Here is a 16,103-nt window from a genome sequence, read left to right as displayed (position 1 = left end):
GCGCTGTTCTCGTTCTTTTGATTTTGCAGGAGCAACTGGCTCTTCCCGATACTCCGTGCCTGCACTTCCACCCCTCACCCCAACCCTCTCCCTCAGGGAGAGGGGGTATTCCGCGCCGGCTGACACCATGGCTTCAGCCGGCACCGGACGGTCCCCTCTCCCGCTTGCGGGAGAGGGTCAGGGTGAGGGGCTTTTGATCTGCCCACTCGATAGTCAGCTCACTCTTGCGAGATCGCCTGGCACATCAATCGATACCCAGGCTCGCCCAGATTTCGTCGACGCGGCGGGTCACCGCCGGGTCCTTCTCGATCACCCGGCCCCATTCGCGGCTGGTCTCGCCCGGCCACTTGTGGGTGGCGTCCAGGCCCATCTTCGAGCCCAGGCCGGAGATCGGCGAGGCGAAGTCCAGGTAGTCGATCGGCGTGTTGTCGATCATCACCGTGTCGCGCTTGGGGTCCATGCGCGTGGTGATGGCCCAGATCACGTCGTTCCAGTCGCGGGCGTTGATGTCGTCGTCGGTGACGATAACGAACTTGGTGTACATGAACTGTCGCAGGAACGACCAGACACCGAGCATCACGCGCTTGGCGTGGCCGGGGTACTGCTTCTTCATGGTCACCACCGCCATGCGGTACGAGCAGCCTTCGGGCGGCAGGTAGAAGTCGGTGATCTCGGGGAACTGCTTCTGCAGGATCGGCACGAACACTTCGTTCAGCGCCACGCCGAGGATCGCCGGCTCATCCGGCGGGCGGCCGGTGTAGGTGCTGTGGTAGATCGGTTTCTGCCGGCGGGTGATGCGCTCGACGGTGAACACCGGGAAGCGGTCCACCTCGTTGTAGTAGCCGGTGTGGTCGCCATACGGGCCTTCATCGGCCATCTCGCCAGGATGGATCACCCCTTCGAGGACGATCTCGGCGCTGGCCGGCACCTGCAGGTCATTGCCGATGCACTTGACCAGCTCGGTCTTGTGCCCGCGCAGCAGGCCGGCGAAGGCGTACTCGGAGAGGCTGTCCGGCACCGGGGTGACGGCGCCGAGGATGGTCGCCGGGTCCGCACCGAGGGCCACGGCCACCGGATAGGGCTGGCCAGGATGCTTCTGGCACCACTCGCGGAAGTCCAGCGCGCCGCCACGGTGGCTGAGCCAGCGCATGATGACCTTGTTGCGGCCGATCACCTGCTGGCGGTAGATGCCCAGGTTCTGCCGTTCCTTGTTCGGCCCGCGGGTGACCGTCAGGCCCCAGGTGATCAGCGGCGCGACGTCGCCGGGCCAGCAGGTCTGCACCGGCAGCTTCGACAGGTCGACGTCGTCGCCCTCCTCGATCACTTCCTGGCACGGCGCGTCCTTGAGGACCTTGGGCGCCATGTTGATGACCTTCTTGAAGATCGGCAGCTTCGACCAGGCGTCCTTCAGCCCCTTGGGCGGCTCCGGCTCCTTGAGGAAGGCCAGCAGCTTGCCGATCTCGCGCAGTTCGGAGACGTCTTCCGCGCCCATCCCTAAGGCCACGCGCTCGGGCGTACCGAACAGGTTGCCGAGTACGGGCATGTCGAAGCCGGTGGGCTTTTCGAACAGCAGGGCCGGGCCCTTGGCGCGCAGGGTGCGGTCGCACACCTCGGTCATTTCCAGCACCGGGGATACCGGCGCCTGGATGCGCTTGAGCTGTCCGCGCTGCTCCAGGGCAGCGATGAACTCGCGCAGGTCGCGATACTGCATGAGGATCTCGATGGCGGCAGGATGATGCGACAGTCTACCGCCTATCCGCGCCGGGCAGAAACACGAAGGCCGGGTTTCCCCGGCCTCGTGGCATTGCAGAAGCGCGCAGAGTCGCTGACAAATCTGAGCGAAGCGGTTCTGGCTAGACGCCTGGCCTCAGACAGTACTTCGTGTACGGCAGGGGCCAGGCAACAACGCCAGAACAGATTTGCCGGCGACTCTTACTTGCTGCGCTTCATCGAGTCGAAGAACTCGTCGTTTGTCTTGGTCTGGCGCAGCTTGTCGAGGAGGAATTCCACGGCAGCGATCTCATCCATCGGGTGGAGGATCTTGCGCAGGATCCACATGCGCTGCAGCTCTTCCTCACCGGTGAGCAGCTCTTCACGACGGGTGCCGGAGCGATTGATGTTGATCGCCGGGAACACGCGTTTTTCCGAGATGCGACGGTCGAGGATGAGTTCCGAGTTGCCGGTACCCTTGAATTCCTCGTAGATCACTTCGTCCATCTTCGAGCCGGTTTCGATCAGCGCGGTGGCGAGGATGGTCAGCGAACCGCCTTCCTCGATGTTGCGCGCGGCGCCGAAGAAGCGCTTGGGCTTTTCCAGGGCGTGGGCGTCGACACCACCGGTGAGCACCTTGCCGGAGCTGGGGATCACGGTGTTGTAGGCACGGGCCAGACGGGTGATGGAGTCGAGCAGGATGATCACGTCCTTCTTGTGCTCGACCAGGCGCTTGGCCTTCTCGATCACCATCTCGGCGACCTGCACGTGGCGGGTCGGCGGTTCGTCGAAGGTGGAGGCGACCACTTCGCCGCGCACGGTGCGCTGCATCTCGGTCACTTCTTCCGGGCGCTCGTCGATCAGCAGGACGATCAGGTGGCACTCGGGGTTGTTGCGCGCAATGTTGGCCGCGATGTTCTGCAGCATGATGGTCTTGCCGGCTTTCGGCGGGGCGACGATCAGGCCGCGCTGGCCTTTGCCGATCGGGGCGCAGAGGTCGATGACCCGACCGGTCAGGTCCTCGGTGGAACCGTTACCGGCTTCCATCTTCATGCGCTTGTTGGCGAACAGCGGCGTCAGGTTCTCGAAGAGAATCTTGTTCTTCGCGTTCTCCGGACGATCGAAGTTGATCGAATCGACTTTCAGCAGCGCAAAGTAGCGCTCGCCTTCCTTGGGCGGCCGAATCTTGCCGATGATGGTGTCGCCCGTGCGCAGGTTGAAGCGACGGATCTGGCTGGGCGAGACGTAGATGTCGTCAGGGCCGGCCAGGTACGAGGAATCGGCGGAGCGCAGGAAGCCGAAGCCATCCTGGAGAATCTCCAGCACGCCGTCACCGGAGATTTCCTCGCCGCTTTTCGCGTGCTTCTTCAGCAGCGCGAAGATGATGTCCTGCTTGCGCGAACGGGCCATGTTTTCCAGGCCCATGGCATCGGACATTTCCAGCAATTCGGCAATCGGCTTTTGCTTGAGTTCGGTCAGATTCATAGAAGGGACGTAAATACGCTGAAAGGGGAAAAGGGAACAAGCGTGATGCTTGAAGAGCCGCGCCGTAGATGACGGACAGGATCGCTTGGAATTCGAATGGGAAGTGCGTCGGCGACGGCTTGCAGGGGACAACGAAACAATCGTTGTGCGCCCGAATTTAACACCCGAGTTTCAGAGCGTCTAGGGGCAATAACGAAAAAACCCCGCGCATTGGCGGGGCTTTTCAGGACTTCTCGACTTAGATGTTGCTGTCGAGGAAGGCAGCCAGCTGCGACTTGGACAGTGCGCCGACCTTGGTCGCTTCGACGTTGCCGCCCTTGAACAGCATCAGGGTCGGAATGCCACGTACGCCGTACTTCGGCGGGGTGTCCTGGTTCTCGTCGATGTTCAGCTTGCAGACTTTCAGCTTGCCCTGATAGTCCTTGGCGATCTCGTCGAGTACCGGGGCGATCATCTTGCACGGGCCGCACCATTCGGCCCAGTAGTCGACCAGCACGGGACTATCGGACTTCAGTACGTCCTGCTCGAAGCTGGCATCGGTAACATTGACGATATGTTCGCTCATGTATTCTCTCCGTCAATCGGATGCGAAAAAGTGTCCGCCATCATATCCCGCCTCGGCCCACACCGAAAGGCGCAGCCGATTGAGTGTATCTATCGCTGCCGCGGTGACTTCTGATCGGTGACAACCCCTTCATTGGCACCACCTGCCTAAAATGGCAGGATGTCTCCCGTATTTGTCCGGACCTCCCCCTATGCCTCATACCCCTGCCAAGACCTTCCCGATGATCGCGGCCATTGACCTTGGCTCGAACAGTTTCCACATGGTCCTGGCGAAGGCCGATCACGGCGAGATCCGCATCCTCGAACGCATGGGCGAGAAGGTCCAGCTGGCCGCCGGCATCGGCGAGGACCGCCTGCTCACCGAAGAATCCATGCAGCGCGGCTACGACTGCCTGAAGCAGTTCGCCCAGTTCATCAGCGGCATGCCGCCCGGCTCGGTCCGCGTGGTCGGCACCAACGCCCTGCGCGAGGCACGCAACCGCGGCGATTTCATCCGTGTCGCCGACCAGATCCTCGGCCACCCGGTGGAGGTCATCTCCGGCCGCGAGGAAGCGCGCCTGATCTACCTGGGCGTCTCGCACACCCTGCCGGACAACCCCGGCAAGCGCCTGGTGGTCGACATCGGCGGCGGCAGCACCGAATTCATCATCGGCCAGCAGTTCGAATCGCAGCTGCGCGAGAGCCTGCAGATGGGCTGCGTGAGCTTCACCCAGCGCTATTTCAAGGACGGCAAGATCACCCCGGCACGCTACGCCCAGGCCTACACCTCGGCGCGCCTGGAACTGATGAGCATCGAGAACAGCCTGCGCCGCCTGGGCTGGGACGAGGCCGTCGGCGCCTCCGGCACCATCCGCGCGATCTGCCTGGCGATCCAGGCCGGCGGTCACGGCAATGGCGAGATCAATCCGGAAGGCCTGGCCTGGCTCAAGCGCAAGATGTTCAAGCTGGGCGAGGTCGACAAGCTCGACATCGACGGCATCAAGCCCGATCGCCGGCCGATCTTCCCGGCCGGCATGGCGATCCTCGAGGCGCTGTTCGATGCCCTCGAACTGACCCGCATGACCCACTCCGAAGGCGCCCTGCGCGAGGGCGTGCTCTACGACCTGCTCGGCCGCCACCACCACGAGGACGTCCGCGAACGCACCATCAGCGCGCTGATGGAGCGCTACCACGTCGATCCGGAACAGGCGGCGCGGGTAGAGACCAAGGCGCTGGAATCCCTGGATCAGGTCGCCAAGGCCTGGGACCTGACCGACGACGGCCACCGCGAACTGCTGATGTGGGCCGCGCGCGTCCACGAGCTGGGCCTGGACATCGCCCACTACCACTACCACAAGCACGGCGCCTACCTGCTGGAGCACTCGGACCTGGCCGGTTTCTCCCGCGTCGACCAGCTGACCCTGGCCCTGCTGGTGCGTGGCCATCGCCGCAACATTCCGGCGGACAAGTTCAACGAGCTGGGCGACGAGGGCGACAAGCTGATCCGCCTGTGCATCGTGCTGCGCTTCGCCATCCTCTTCCACCACATCCGTGGCACCCAGGAGATGCCGGCCGTAGCCCTCAAGGCCTCCGGCAAGGCGCTCAACGTCAGCTTCCCCAAGGGCTGGCTGGAAGCCAACCCGCTGACCCAGGCGGACTTCGAGCAGGAAGCCGAGTGGATCAAGCGCGTGGGTTACTCGCTCAGCGTGAGCTGATCGCCCCCCGAAACGACAAGGCCCCGCCGCGCAAGCGCCGGGGCCTTTTTCTTTAGGCCCCACCCGATCGCGGACGGAGTCCGCTCCTACAGTAGCAGGTGGCATCGGGGTGCCGGGCGTAGGAGCGGACTCCGTCCGCGATCATTTCCAGCCTGCACGCAACTTGCCGGACGCGCAGAAAAAAGCCCTGCCGCGAACGGCAGGGCTTCGATCATGCCAACGCTGGCTCAGCGAACGCTGATCACCGGCGTGCAGAGGCGCTCCAGCAGGGTCGCCTGGGCGTTGCGGGCGTTCTGGTTGCCGCTGGGGCTCTGGCGCACGTAGCTGCCGTCGGACTGCAGCACCCAGGCCTGGGTGTTGTCGGTCAGGTAGGACTCCAGCTCCTTCTTCACCCGCAGCACGAGTTTCTTGCCCTCCACCGGGAAGCAGGTCTCCACGCGCATGTCGAGGTTACGTTCCATCCAGTCGGCGCTGGAGAGATAGAGCTTCTCCTCGCCGCCGTTGAGGAAGTAGTAGATCCTGCTGTGCTCGAGGAAGCGGCCGATGATCGAACGCACCTGGATGTTGTGCGACACGCCCGGCACGCCCGGGCGCAGACAGCACATGCCGCGCACCACCAGGTCGATCTTCACGCCGGCCTGGCTGGCCTTGTACAGCGCGCGGATGACCTTGGCGTCGGTCAGCGAGTTGACCTTGGCCATGATGTGCGCCGGCTTGCCCTCGGCGGCCTGGGCGGCCTCGCGGTTGATCATCTCCAGCAGGTTCTTCTTCAGGGTGAAGGGCGCGTGCAGGAGCTTCTTCATGCGCAGGGTCTTGCCCATGCCGATCAGCTGGTTGAACAGCTTGTGCAGGTCCTCGCAGAGCGCCACGTCGGCGGTCAGCAGGCTGTAGTCGGTATACAGGCGGGCGTTGCCGGCGTGGTAGTTGCCGGTGCCCAGGTGCGCGTAGCGGCGCAGCTCGCCGTCCTCGCGACGGAGGATCAGCAGCATCTTGGCGTGGGTCTTGAAGCCCACCACGCCGTAGATCACCACGGCGCCGGCCTGCTGCAGACGGCTGGCCAGCTGCAGGTTGGATTCTTCGTCGAAGCGCGCCCGCAGCTCGATCACCACGGTGACTTCCTTGCCGTTACGCGCGGCTTCCACCAGCGCGTCGACGATCTCGGAGTTGGCGCCGGAGCGGTACAGCGTCTGCTTGATCGCCAGCACGCTGGGGTCCTTGGCGGCTTGGCGCAGCAGGTCGATCACCGGGGTGAAGGACTCGAACGGGTGCATCAGCAGCACGTCGAGCTTGCCCAGCACGTTGAACAGGTTTTCCTTCTTCTGCAGCAGCTTGGGGATCGTCGGGGTGAACGGCGGCGACTGCAGCTCCGGGTGGCTGGCCAGCCCGGTGACGCTGAACAGGCGGGTCAGGTTGACCGGCCCACTGACGCGGTACAGCTCCGTCTCGGACAGTCCGAACTGCTTGAGCAGGTAGTTGGACAGGTGCGTCGGGCAGGTGTCCACCACCTCCAGGCGCACCGCGTCGCCGTAGCGCCGCGAGAACAGCTCGCCGCGCAGCGCGCGGGCCAGGTCCTCGACATCTTCGGCGTCCACCGAGAGGTCGGCGTTACGGGTCAGGCGGAACTGGTAGCAGCCCTTCACCTTCATGCCGTTGAACAGATCATCGGCATGGGCGTGGATCATCGACGAGAGGAACACATAGTTGTCGCCGGCGCCGGCGACTTCCTCGGGCAGGCGGATGATCCGCGGCAGCGAGCGCGGCGCCGGGATGATCGCCAGGCCGGAGTCGCGCCCGAAGGCGTCCAGGCCCTCGAGCTCGACCATGAAGTTCAGGCTCTTGTTCACCAGCAGCGGGAACGGGTGGGTCGGGTCGAGGCCGATCGGGGTGACGATCGGCGCGATCTCGTCGCGGAAGAAGCGCCGGACCCAGGCCTTGATCTTCGGCGTCCAGTAGCGGCGGCGGATGAAGCGGATGTCGTGCTTGGCCAGCTCCGGCAACAGGATGTCGTTGAGGATGCTGTACTGGCGGGCAACCTGCTCGTGCACCTGCTCGCTGATGCGCGCCAGCGCCTGGTGCGGCAGCAGGCCGTCGGCGCCGGCCTGTTCGCGGGCGAAGGTGATCTGCTTCTTCAGGCCGGCGACGCGGATCTCGAAGAACTCGTCGAGGTTGCTGGAGAAGATCAGCAGGAACTTCAGGCGTTCCAGCAGCGGGTAGGACTCATCCAGCGCCTGCTCCAGCACGCGGATGTTGAACTGCAGCTGCGAGAGCTCGCGATGAATGTAGAGGGCACTGTCGTCCACGTTGATCGCCGGCGCCGCCGGCTCGGCGGGTGCCGGCGCGGGCTCGACGATCTCGGCGACCAGGACTTCAGTCACTTCGGCGGCGGTGTCAGCTTCGATCACTTCGGTTTCGCTAATGCCTTCGGTATTCATCGCAACTCTCATCGACGGAGGGGTCAGCCCCCTTGTTTCAACTGTTGTGCAGCACGTTTGGCGAAGTAGGTCAGGATGCCATCTGCGCCGGCGCGTTTGAAGGCCAGCAGCGATTCGAGGATCACCGCCTCGCTGAGCCAGCCGTTGTTGATCGCGGCCATGTGCATGGCGTACTCGCCGCTGACCTGGTAGACGAAGGTCGGCGCGCGGAACTCGTCCTTGGCCCGGCGGACGATGTCCAGGTAGGGCATGCCCGGCTTGACCATGATCATGTCGGCGCCTTCGGCGAGGTCAGCGTAGATCTCGTGCAGTGCCTCGTCGCTGTTGGCCGGGTCCATCTGGTAGGTGGCCTTGTTGCCCTTGCCCAGGTTGGCGGCGGAGCCGACTGCATCGCGGAACGGGCCGTAGTAGGCGCTGGCGTACTTGGCCGAGTAGGCCATGATGCGCGTATTGATGTGGCCGGTGGACTCCAGCGCCTCGCGGATCGCGCCGATGCGGCCGTCCATCATGTCCGAGGGAGCCACGACCTGGGCACCGGCTTCGGCGTGGGAAAGCGCCTGTTTGACCAGCACATCGACGGAAATATCGTTCAGGACGTAGCCGTCTTCATCGAGGATGCCGTCCTGGCCGTGGCTGGTGAACGGGTCCAGGGCCACGTCGGTGATGATGCCCAGCTCCGGGAAACGCTCACGCAGGGCGCGGGTAGCGCGCTGGGCGATGCCGTCCGGGTTGAAGGCTTCGGCGCCATCGAGGGATTTCTTTTCCAGCGGGGTCACCGGGAACAGCGCCAGCGCCGGGATGCCCAGTTCCACCAGTTCCTCGGCTTCCTTGAGCAGCAGATCGATGGACATGCGCTCCACGCCCGGCATCGAGGGCACCGCTTCCCGCTGATTCTTGCCGTCGAGAACGAACACCGGAAGGATCAGGTCGTTGGCAGTCAGGACGTTCTCGCGCACCAGACGGCGGGAGAATTCGTCACGACGGTTGCGGCGCAGTCGGGTGAAGGGGAAGGCTCGATCGGCGGGAATGAAGCTCACGGCGTACTCCAGGGCCTGATACAGCAGGCACAGTGTGACAGTTATAGCCCTGAATTATGACCGATTGGTAACAGCAGGTAACAGTGACCCTTGGTCGCGGCATCCTGCCGCAGCGGCAGGTCGCCGCTACGGGCCCTTACAGACTTGCTCCAGGTCAGTCGTAGGAATCGAGGTGCCTTCCCCCCAGGCGACAACCGGGTTAGGCTTCGCGTTCATTTCGCTGCGTTGCCTCGATAATGCTCCAACAATTCCTGCAGGATTTCGGCTACTTCGCGCTGTTTCTCGGCACGTTCTTCGAGGGTGAGACCATTCTCGTGCTGGCCGGCTTCCTCGCCTTCCGCGGCTACATGCAGCTGGAGTACGTCATCGCAGTGGCCTTCTTCGGCAGCTACGCCGGCGATCAGCTGTGGTATTTCCTCGGCCGTCGCCATGGCCGCAAGCTGCTCGCGCGCAAGCCGAGCTGGCAGAAGATGGGCGACAGGGCCCTGGAGCACGTGCGCAAGCACCCGGACCTGTGGGTGCTCAGCTTCCGCTTCGTCTACGGCCTGCGCACCGTGATGCCGGTGGCCATCGGCCTGTCCGGCTATCCGCCGGCGCGCTACCTGCTGCTCAACGGCATCGGCGCCATCGTCTGGGCCACGGTACTGGGCAGCGCGGCCTTCTACTTCGGCAGCGTGCTGGAAGGCGTGCTGGGCAACATCAAGAAGTACGAGCTCATGGTGCTCGGCGGCTTCGTGGTGATCGGCCTGCTGTTCTGGCTGCGTCGCCGCTTCAAGGCCAGCAAGGCCGAATAAGCACGCCAGACGCTCAGACCGCCTGGGGCAGGCGCTCGGCGCGGCGCAGGCCCAGCAGCCCGATCAGACTGAGCAGCGAATAGACCGCCAGCGCCCAGGGCGTCCATTGCGGCAACTCGATCCCGCCCCAGGTGGCCAGTGCCGCCACCGCCGGCACGTTCAGCGCCAGTCGCAGCAACTCCATGCGCAATGCCCAGGCGCGGTTCTCCAGCCAGCAGCCGATGGCATACAAGCCGAAAGCCACCCAGCTCCAGCCGATCACCAGCGGCAGCACCTGCCAATGCTCGCCAACGCCCAGCAGCCAGGTACCCACCACCACGTAGGTGACGAACTGCAACCCGGCGTACCACTGCCGGCCGCGGCTCAGCGGCACCTCGAACTTGCGGAAGGCCGCCAGGTCCGGCTTGGCCATGGGATAGCGCTGGGCGACGTCCGCGGGGCGCCAGCCGGTGCGCATGAACCAGATACGCAGTTTGTCCCACAGGCTTTCCGCGCGGCGAGCATCGTTCCACAGGTGCGCATAGACCTGCAGGTTGGCCCACAGCGGGTTCCAGCTGGCCAGCGGCACGGTCACGCCGAACACCACCGGCTCCTCGTCCAGCTCCTCCTGGAAGGTGCCGAACAGGCGGTCCCAGACGATGAACACGCCACCGTAGTTGCGATCCATGTAGACCGGGTTCTGCGCGTGGTGCACGCGGTGGTTGGACGGGGTGATGAAAATCCACTCGAACCAGCCCAGCTTGGGAATGTGCCGGGTGTGCACCCAGAACTGGTAGAGCAGGTTCAGCGCACCGACGGTGAGGAACACCAGTGGCGGCACGCCGGCGATGGCCATGGGCAGGTAGAAGATCCAGCCGAAGAGGAATCCGGTGCTGGTCTGCCGCAGGGCGGTGGAAAGGTTGTAGTCCTCGCTCTGGTGGTGCACCGAATGCGCGGCCCAGAGCACGTTGCGCTCATGGCCCAGGCGGTGGTTCCAGTAGTAGCAGAAGTCGTAGAAGACGAAGGCGAACAGCCAGACCCAGAGGTTCTGCGCAGACAGCTCGAAGAGCGCCAGGTGCTGCCAGGCGATGGCGTAGGTGAGCACCGCCAGGCCCTTGGTCAGCAGGCCGCTGGTGGTGGACAGCACACCGGCGCTGAGACTGTTCAGCGCATCGCTCAGGCGGTAGGTGCGCATGCCGCGCCAGCGGTCGGCGAGCAGCTCGATCGCGATCAGGAGGAAAAAGAAGGGGACGGCAAAGAGGATGTAGTTCATGGCGCAGCCGAGTCGTTATGCTTATGCCCAAGGATCCTAGTCCCTTGCCTGCCGGCGGCCACGGCCGCCGGCGACAGCCCGGGCGGCATATCGCGACAGCCCCGGCCCCCTCGAACAGGAGCAGTCCATGAAGAAAGTTGCGGTAATCCTCTCCGGTTGTGGCGTCTACGACGGCGCCGAGATCCACGAAAGCGTGATCACCCTGCTGCGCCTGTCCCAGCGCGGCGCCCAGGTGCAGTGCTTCGCCCCGGACATGGAGCAGCACCACGTGCTCAACCACCTGACCGGCGAAGAAGTGGCGGAGAAGCGCAACGTACTGGTGGAATCCGCGCGTATCGCCCGCGGCGAGATCAAGGATATCCGCGAGGCCAGGGTGGAAGACTTCGACGCCCTGGTGGTACCCGGCGGCTTCGGCGCCGCGAAGAACCTCAGCGACTTCGCCTTCAAGGGCGACCAGTGCCAGGTGCAGCCAGACCTGCTGGCCCTGGCCAAAGCCTTCGCTGCGGCGAAGAAGCCGGTCGGCCTGTTCTGCATCGCCCCAGCCATGGCCGCGCGGATCTTCGGCGAAGGGGTGGAATGCACCATCGGCACCGACGAGGGCACCGCCCAGGCGCTGACCAGCATGGGCGCCAAGCACATCGATTGCAGCGTGGAGAACATCGTCGAGGACAAGGACCACAAGCTGGTCACCACCCCGGCCTACATGCTCGCGCAGTCCATCGCCGAAGCCGCCAGCGGCATCAACAAGGCCGTCGATCGGGTGCTGGAGCTGGCCTGAGGAACCATCGATCCTGTAGGAGCGGACTCCGTCCGCGAGAGGTCCGCATCGCGCCGGAAGCCATCGCGGACGAAGTCCGCTCCTACGCTCGGCCAACCCAAATGAAAACGCCCGGCGATGCCGGGCGTTTTCAGGTCAGGGCTTGCGAGCTTCCGCTTCGCGCAGCAGCCGCGTCAGCAGCCGGTCCAGGCCATTGGCGAAGGCCTGGCGGTCCTTGTCGCCATAGGGCGCCTGCCCTCCCCCCACCTGGCCCTGCTCGCGCAGGTCGGTAAACAGGTTGCGCACCGCCAGGCGCTCGCCCATGTTCTTCTCGTCGAACTCGCGGCCGCGCGGGTCCAGCGCATCGACGCCCTTCTTCACCAGGCGGTCGGCCAGCGGCACGTCGCTGCAGATCACCAGGTCGCCCGGCTCGGCCTGCTCCACCAGGTAATCGTCGGCGGCGTCCATGCCGCTGGGCACGACGATGAGGCTGACGCAGGCGAACGGCGGCTTGGCCACGGGCTGGCCGGCGACCATCACCACCTCCAGCTTGCGCTTCAAGGCGAACTTCGCCACCAGCTCCTTGGCCGCACGCGGGCAGGCGTCGGCATCGATCCAGATACGCATAATCGGAAAACCAATCTCCAGAAAGCACGACGGCCAGTATCGCACTGGCCGTCGTCTGTCGCTCGGCTATCGCCTCAGGAGGAGGCAACCTCGGTAGCCTTGCGCCGCTCGGAGAAGTAGCTGCGCCCGTAGAGCACGGCCACCGCCAGCAGTGCCACGGCCTGGGCCGACAGCGAGTAGGCGTCTGCCTTGATGCCGAGCCAGTCGAAGTCGAAGAACGGCACCGGACGGGTACCGATCACGCCGGCTTCCTGCAGCGCCACCACGCCATGGCCGGCGAACACCACCGACAGGGCGCAGAGCAGCGCGGCGTTGATGGTGAAGAACAGCTTCAGCGGCAGCTTGGCCGAGCCGCGCAGGATCACCCAGGCGATGCCGATCAGGATCACCACGGCGGTGCCCGCACCGGCGATCACCGCGTTGTGGCCAGCCGGGCCGGCCTGTAGCCAGAGGGTCTCGTAGAACAGGATGACCTCGAACAGCTCGCGGTAGACCGAGAAGAACGCCAGCACGGCGAAGCCGAAGCGGCCACCGCCACCGACCAGGCTGCTGCGGATGTAGTCCTGCCAGGCGGCGGCATGCCGGCGATCGTGCATCCACACGCCGAGCCAGAGCACCATCACGCAGGCGAACAGCGAGGTGAAGCCTTCCATCAGCTCGCGCTGGGCGCCGCCGATATTGATCACGTAGGCCGCGACCGCCCAGGTGGCGAAGCCGGCGACGAAGGCCAGGCCCCAGCCGACGTGGACGCCGCGCACGGCCGACTCCTGCCCGGTGTTACGGAGGAAGGCGAGGATCGCCGCGAGCACCAGGATCGCTTCCACGCCTTCGCGCAGGAGGATCAGCAGGGCCGAGACGAAGCTGATGGAGAAGCTCAGCGAGTCGCCGCTCAGGGCCTTGGCAGCATCCGCCAGCTTGGCCTTGGCCAGCGCCAGCTGCTGGGCGACTTCGGCTTCCGGCAGGCCGTCACGCAGCGCCTGACGGTAGGCCATCAGCTGCTTCTCGGTGGCCTTGCGCAGGTCGGCGTCGACGTTGTCCAGCGAGCTTTCCACCAGCTCGAAGCCTTCCAGGTAGGCCGCCACGGACAGGTCGTAGGCCTGGTCGTGGTCGCCGGAGCGGTACACGGCGAAGCTCTTGTCCAGGGTCACGGTGGTGTAGTCGATCTGCTGCGCCGGGCCGCGGTGCTCCAGCGGCGGATGGGCACGCAGGGCACGGAAGCTCTCGGCCGCGGCGTCACCATCACGCTCGGCGACTTCCGCCGGGGTCTGGGTCGCCAGGGTCGCCAGCGGGTAGGCGTGGGCCGGGTCGGGCTTGGCCTGGCCGGCGCTGAGGCTGGCGACATAGGACGCCAGGTCCCAGCGCTGGCGCTCGTCGAGCTGGTCGGCGAAGGCCGGCATGTCGGTGCCGGAAACGCCCAGGCCGATGACGTTGCGCAGGTCATAGAGACTCAGCTGATCGAGGCGCGCGCGGTCGGTCAGGTTGGCCGGCGGCGGCTCCAGGCCGATGCCCGCCGGGCCATCGCCCTTGCCGGCGTCACCGTGGCAGATCGAGCACTGCTGGGTGTAGACCTCGGCGCCGCGGGTCGCGTCCGGGGTGATCGCCGGGGTCTGTACCACCTGGTAGATATCGGCGACGCGCGCCTCCAGGTGACGGGCCTGCTGGGCGACCTGCTTGCCCGGATGGCGCTGCTCGATGGCCTGCTTGAGGCTGGCAGCGGCCTTTTCCAGGTCGGCGCGTTCGGCAACGGGCGGCAGGGTGATGATCAACGCCTGCAGGTTGCCGACGAATTCGAGCTGCTCCTTGTACTCGCTCTCGTCCACGACCTTGCCGTCGGTGACGGTGGCCGGGTAGTCAGCAGCGAGATAACTGAGCAGGTGCAGGGCTTGGGAGGGGTCGACAGCCGTGTCGGCTTGAGCTCCAAGGCTGAAAAGGCCGACCAGCGGCAACAGCCAGACGCAAAGTTTGGAGGGGCGCATACGGGAAGGTAAATGAGAATGAAAGAGGTTAAATTGTCACCTCAGGTTTCCGTCTATGCAAGGACAATGTCCCGAAGAGTTGCGCCCGGAGTGCTCGGGCGAGCGCTCCGGAACACGCGCAAACGCCCTCAGACCGGGGCGCGGCGCACGGTGGCGAGCAGCCCGGCGGCGCCCACGAAGAGGGTGGCGAAAGTGCGATTCATCACCTTCTGCTGGCGTTGCGAGCGCAGCGCACGCAGCACGCGGGCGGCCAGGCCGGTGTAGCCGGCCATGACGATCAGGTCGACGGTGATCATGGTGGCGCCCATGATCACGTACTGCATCGCCATCGGCCGGTGCGGATCGACGAACTGCGGCAGCACCGCGAGCATGAAGATCACCGCCTTGGGATTGCTGGCGTTGACCAGGAAGCCGCGCAGCACCAGCGACAGCGGCCGGCCGATGGGGCGCTCGCCGCCGGCGTCCATCACCTGGGGCGCGGCGGTCCATTGGCGATAGGCGAGATAGACCAGGTAGACCACGCCGAACCACTTGATCGCGCTGAAGGCGACCGCCGAAGCCGAAAGCAGCGCACCCACGCCGGCGGCGACCACGGCGATCTGCAGGGCCAGGCCGATCTGCAGGCCCAGGGCATTCCAGTAGCCACGCCAGAAGCCGTACTGCAGGCCGCAGGACATCGAGGCGATGGCCCCGGCGCCGGGCGACAGGCTGATGATCCAGCAGGCGATGAAGAAGGCGAACCAGGTACTGGCGAGCATGTCGGACCTCGTGGCGCTCAGGCAGGCGCAATAATTTGTTACGGGCAGCCAGTGTGCCTCAGTCGCGCCGACTCGCCCAGCGTTGCCGACGAACACCGGGCCCCCTGTAGGAGCGAGCTTGCTCGCGAACAGGATTTCCCAGCCACTCCCGTATTGGGGCAGTTCGCGAGCAAGCTCGCTCCTACCTGCACCCAAAGAAAAAGCCCGGCACCAGGCCGGGCTTTTCATTCATCACGACGAACCGATCAGCTCGGAATGTCCTTGCGCAGCTTCACCGGCTCTTCGCCGCCGCGCTTGCGCGCCAGGGCGCCGCGCAGGCGGATGTTGATCGCCTCCACCGCCAGCGAGAAGGCCATGGCGAAGTACACGTAGCCCTTGGGCACGTGGATCTCGAAGGCCTCGGCGATCAGCACGGTGCCGACCACGATAAGGAAGGACAGCGCCAGCATCTTCAGCGACGGGTGCTTCTCGATGAAGGCGCTGATGGTGCCGGCCGACAGCATCATCACGCCGACCGAGATGACGATGGCCGCGACCATCACCGGCACGTGCTGCACCAGGCCGACGGCGGTGATCACCGAGTCCAGGGAGAAGACGATGTCGATGATCGCGATCTGGATGATGATGCCCATGAAGCCGCGCGACTTGCCGCCGCTCTGGCCGCCCTCTTCCGCCCCTTCGAGGCTGTGGAAGATTTCCATGGTGCTCTTGAACAGCAGGAACAGGCCGCCGAAGAACAGGATCAGGTCGCGCCCGGAGATGCCGTGGTCGAACACGGTGAACAGGTCGGCGGTGAGGCGCATCACCCAGGTGATCGACAGCAGCAGCAGGATGCGCGTACCCATCGCCAGCGCCAGGCCGAAGAAGCGCGCCTTGGGTTGCTGGGCGGGCGGCAGGCGGCCGACCAGGATCGAGATGAAGATGATGTTGTCGATGCCCAGGACGATTTCCAGGGCGGTCAGGGTCAGAAAGGCAACCCAGATTTCAGGGCTTGTCAGCCATTCCATAGTGGGGGAT

At 65.1% G+C, this 16,103-nt stretch carries 13 protein-coding genes; 3 read left to right on the top strand and 10 right to left on the bottom strand.

The window, feature by feature from the left end; genetic code table 11:
- Window positions 1-244 precede the first annotated feature (244 nt).
- From ubiD to trxA, 3 genes are all read right to left on the bottom strand, one after another.
- Window positions 245-1,711, bottom strand: a complete 1,467-nt coding sequence (gene ubiD, locus HNP46_RS04725) for a 4-hydroxy-3-polyprenylbenzoate decarboxylase (protein ID WP_184586341.1) — start codon at window positions 1,709-1,711, stop codon at window positions 245-247.
- A gap of 221 nt (window positions 1,712-1,932) precedes the next feature.
- Window positions 1,933-3,195, bottom strand: coding sequence for a transcription termination factor Rho (gene rho / locus HNP46_RS04720; protein ID WP_184586340.1), 1,263 nt, complete (start codon window positions 3,193-3,195; stop codon window positions 1,933-1,935).
- A 238-nt stretch (window positions 3,196-3,433) separates the two neighbouring features.
- Window positions 3,434-3,760, bottom strand: a complete 327-nt coding sequence (gene trxA / locus HNP46_RS04715; protein WP_081519510.1) for a thioredoxin TrxA — start codon at window positions 3,758-3,760, stop codon at window positions 3,434-3,436.
- A gap of 190 nt (window positions 3,761-3,950) precedes the next feature.
- Between trxA and ppx the strand changes: the two genes are divergently transcribed.
- Window positions 3,951-5,453: an exopolyphosphatase gene (gene ppx, locus HNP46_RS04710; RefSeq protein WP_184586339.1), complete on the top strand. Its 1,503-nt coding sequence runs from the start codon at window positions 3,951-3,953 to the stop codon at window positions 5,451-5,453.
- A gap of 227 nt (window positions 5,454-5,680) precedes the next feature.
- On the opposite strand, the gene ppk1 is transcribed toward ppx, so the two are convergent.
- Together ppk1 and hemB are read right to left on the bottom strand one after the other, a co-directional pair.
- Window positions 5,681-7,885, bottom strand: coding sequence for a polyphosphate kinase 1 (ppk1, locus tag HNP46_RS04705; RefSeq protein ID WP_184586338.1), 2,205 nt, complete (start codon window positions 7,883-7,885; stop codon window positions 5,681-5,683).
- 23 nt (window positions 7,886-7,908) lie between these two features.
- Window positions 7,909-8,922, bottom strand: a complete 1,014-nt coding sequence (hemB, locus tag HNP46_RS04700; protein WP_184586337.1) for a porphobilinogen synthase — start codon at window positions 8,920-8,922, stop codon at window positions 7,909-7,911.
- 233 nt (window positions 8,923-9,155) lie between these two features.
- Here hemB and HNP46_RS04695 point away from each other — a divergent pair, with 233 nt between their 5' ends.
- Window positions 9,156-9,716 (top strand): DedA family protein, encoded by a 561-nt coding sequence (locus HNP46_RS04695; RefSeq protein WP_184586365.1) that lies wholly within the window; start codon window positions 9,156-9,158, stop codon window positions 9,714-9,716.
- A gap of 13 nt (window positions 9,717-9,729) precedes the next feature.
- Here HNP46_RS04695 and HNP46_RS04690 read toward each other — a convergent pair whose 3' ends face one another.
- Entirely contained in the window at window positions 9,730-10,968 is a 1,239-nt protein-coding gene (locus HNP46_RS04690) for a sterol desaturase family protein (RefSeq protein ID WP_184586336.1), read from the bottom strand.
- A 127-nt stretch (window positions 10,969-11,095) separates the two neighbouring features.
- Here HNP46_RS04690 and elbB point away from each other — a divergent pair, with 127 nt between their 5' ends.
- A complete protein-coding gene (elbB, locus tag HNP46_RS04685; protein ID WP_184586335.1) occupies window positions 11,096-11,746 on the top strand; it encodes an isoprenoid biosynthesis glyoxalase ElbB in 651 nt (216 codons plus the stop codon).
- Window positions 11,747-11,881: 135 nt separating this feature from the next.
- On the opposite strand, the gene HNP46_RS04680 is transcribed toward elbB, so the two are convergent.
- From HNP46_RS04680 to HNP46_RS04665, 4 genes are all read right to left on the bottom strand, one after another.
- A complete protein-coding gene (locus HNP46_RS04680) occupies window positions 11,882-12,352 on the bottom strand; it encodes a YaiI/YqxD family protein (protein ID WP_184586334.1) in 471 nt (156 codons plus the stop codon).
- 74 nt (window positions 12,353-12,426) lie between these two features.
- Window positions 12,427-14,328 (bottom strand): cytochrome c/FTR1 family iron permease, encoded by a 1,902-nt coding sequence (locus HNP46_RS04675; protein WP_184586333.1) that lies wholly within the window; start codon window positions 14,326-14,328, stop codon window positions 12,427-12,429.
- Window positions 14,329-14,456: 128 nt separating this feature from the next.
- On the bottom strand, window positions 14,457-15,086 hold the full coding sequence (locus HNP46_RS04670; RefSeq protein ID WP_184586332.1) for a LysE family transporter: 630 nt from the start codon (window positions 15,084-15,086) through the stop codon (window positions 14,457-14,459).
- A 245-nt stretch (window positions 15,087-15,331) separates the two neighbouring features.
- Window positions 15,332-16,093, bottom strand: a complete 762-nt coding sequence (locus HNP46_RS04665; RefSeq protein WP_184586331.1) for a TerC family protein — start codon at window positions 16,091-16,093, stop codon at window positions 15,332-15,334.
- Window positions 16,094-16,103 lie beyond the last annotated feature (10 nt).

Source organism: Pseudomonas nitroreducens (assembly GCF_014204515.1).
GTDB lineage: Bacteria > Pseudomonadota > Gammaproteobacteria > Pseudomonadales > Pseudomonadaceae > Pseudomonas > Pseudomonas nitritireducens_A.
Note: the sequence above shows the minus strand (reverse complement) of the source record. Positions and strands in the feature narration are given on the sequence as shown.

What these genes read in the sequence shown, in the direction of transcription:
- ubiD (WP_184586341.1), bottom strand. Translation starts at nt 1,711, where the DNA reads ATGCAGTATCGCGACCTGCGCGAGTTCATCGCTGCCCTGGAGCAGCGC.
- rho (WP_184586340.1), bottom strand. Translation starts at nt 3,195, where the DNA reads ATGAATCTGACCGAACTCAAGCAAAAGCCGATTGCCGAATTGCTGGAA.
- trxA (WP_081519510.1), bottom strand. Translation starts at nt 3,760, where the DNA reads ATGAGCGAACATATCGTCAATGTTACCGATGCCAGCTTCGAGCAGGAC.
- ppx (WP_184586339.1), top strand. Translation starts at nt 3,951, where the DNA reads ATGCCTCATACCCCTGCCAAGACCTTCCCGATGATCGCGGCCATTGAC.
- ppk1 (WP_184586338.1), bottom strand. Translation starts at nt 7,885, where the DNA reads ATGAATACCGAAGGCATTAGCGAAACCGAAGTGATCGAAGCTGACACC.
- HNP46_RS04690 (WP_184586336.1), bottom strand. Translation starts at nt 10,968, where the DNA reads ATGAACTACATCCTCTTTGCCGTCCCCTTCTTTTTCCTCCTGATCGCG.
- elbB (WP_184586335.1), top strand. Translation starts at nt 11,096, where the DNA reads ATGAAGAAAGTTGCGGTAATCCTCTCCGGTTGTGGCGTCTACGACGGC.
- HNP46_RS04680 (WP_184586334.1), bottom strand. Translation starts at nt 12,352, where the DNA reads ATGCGTATCTGGATCGATGCCGACGCCTGCCCGCGTGCGGCCAAGGAG.
- HNP46_RS04675 (WP_184586333.1), bottom strand. Translation starts at nt 14,328, where the DNA reads ATGCGCCCCTCCAAACTTTGCGTCTGGCTGTTGCCGCTGGTCGGCCTT.
- HNP46_RS04670 (WP_184586332.1), bottom strand. Translation starts at nt 15,086, where the DNA reads ATGCTCGCCAGTACCTGGTTCGCCTTCTTCATCGCCTGCTGGATCATC.
- HNP46_RS04665 (WP_184586331.1), bottom strand. Translation starts at nt 16,093, where the DNA reads ATGGAATGGCTGACAAGCCCTGAAATCTGGGTTGCCTTTCTGACCCTG.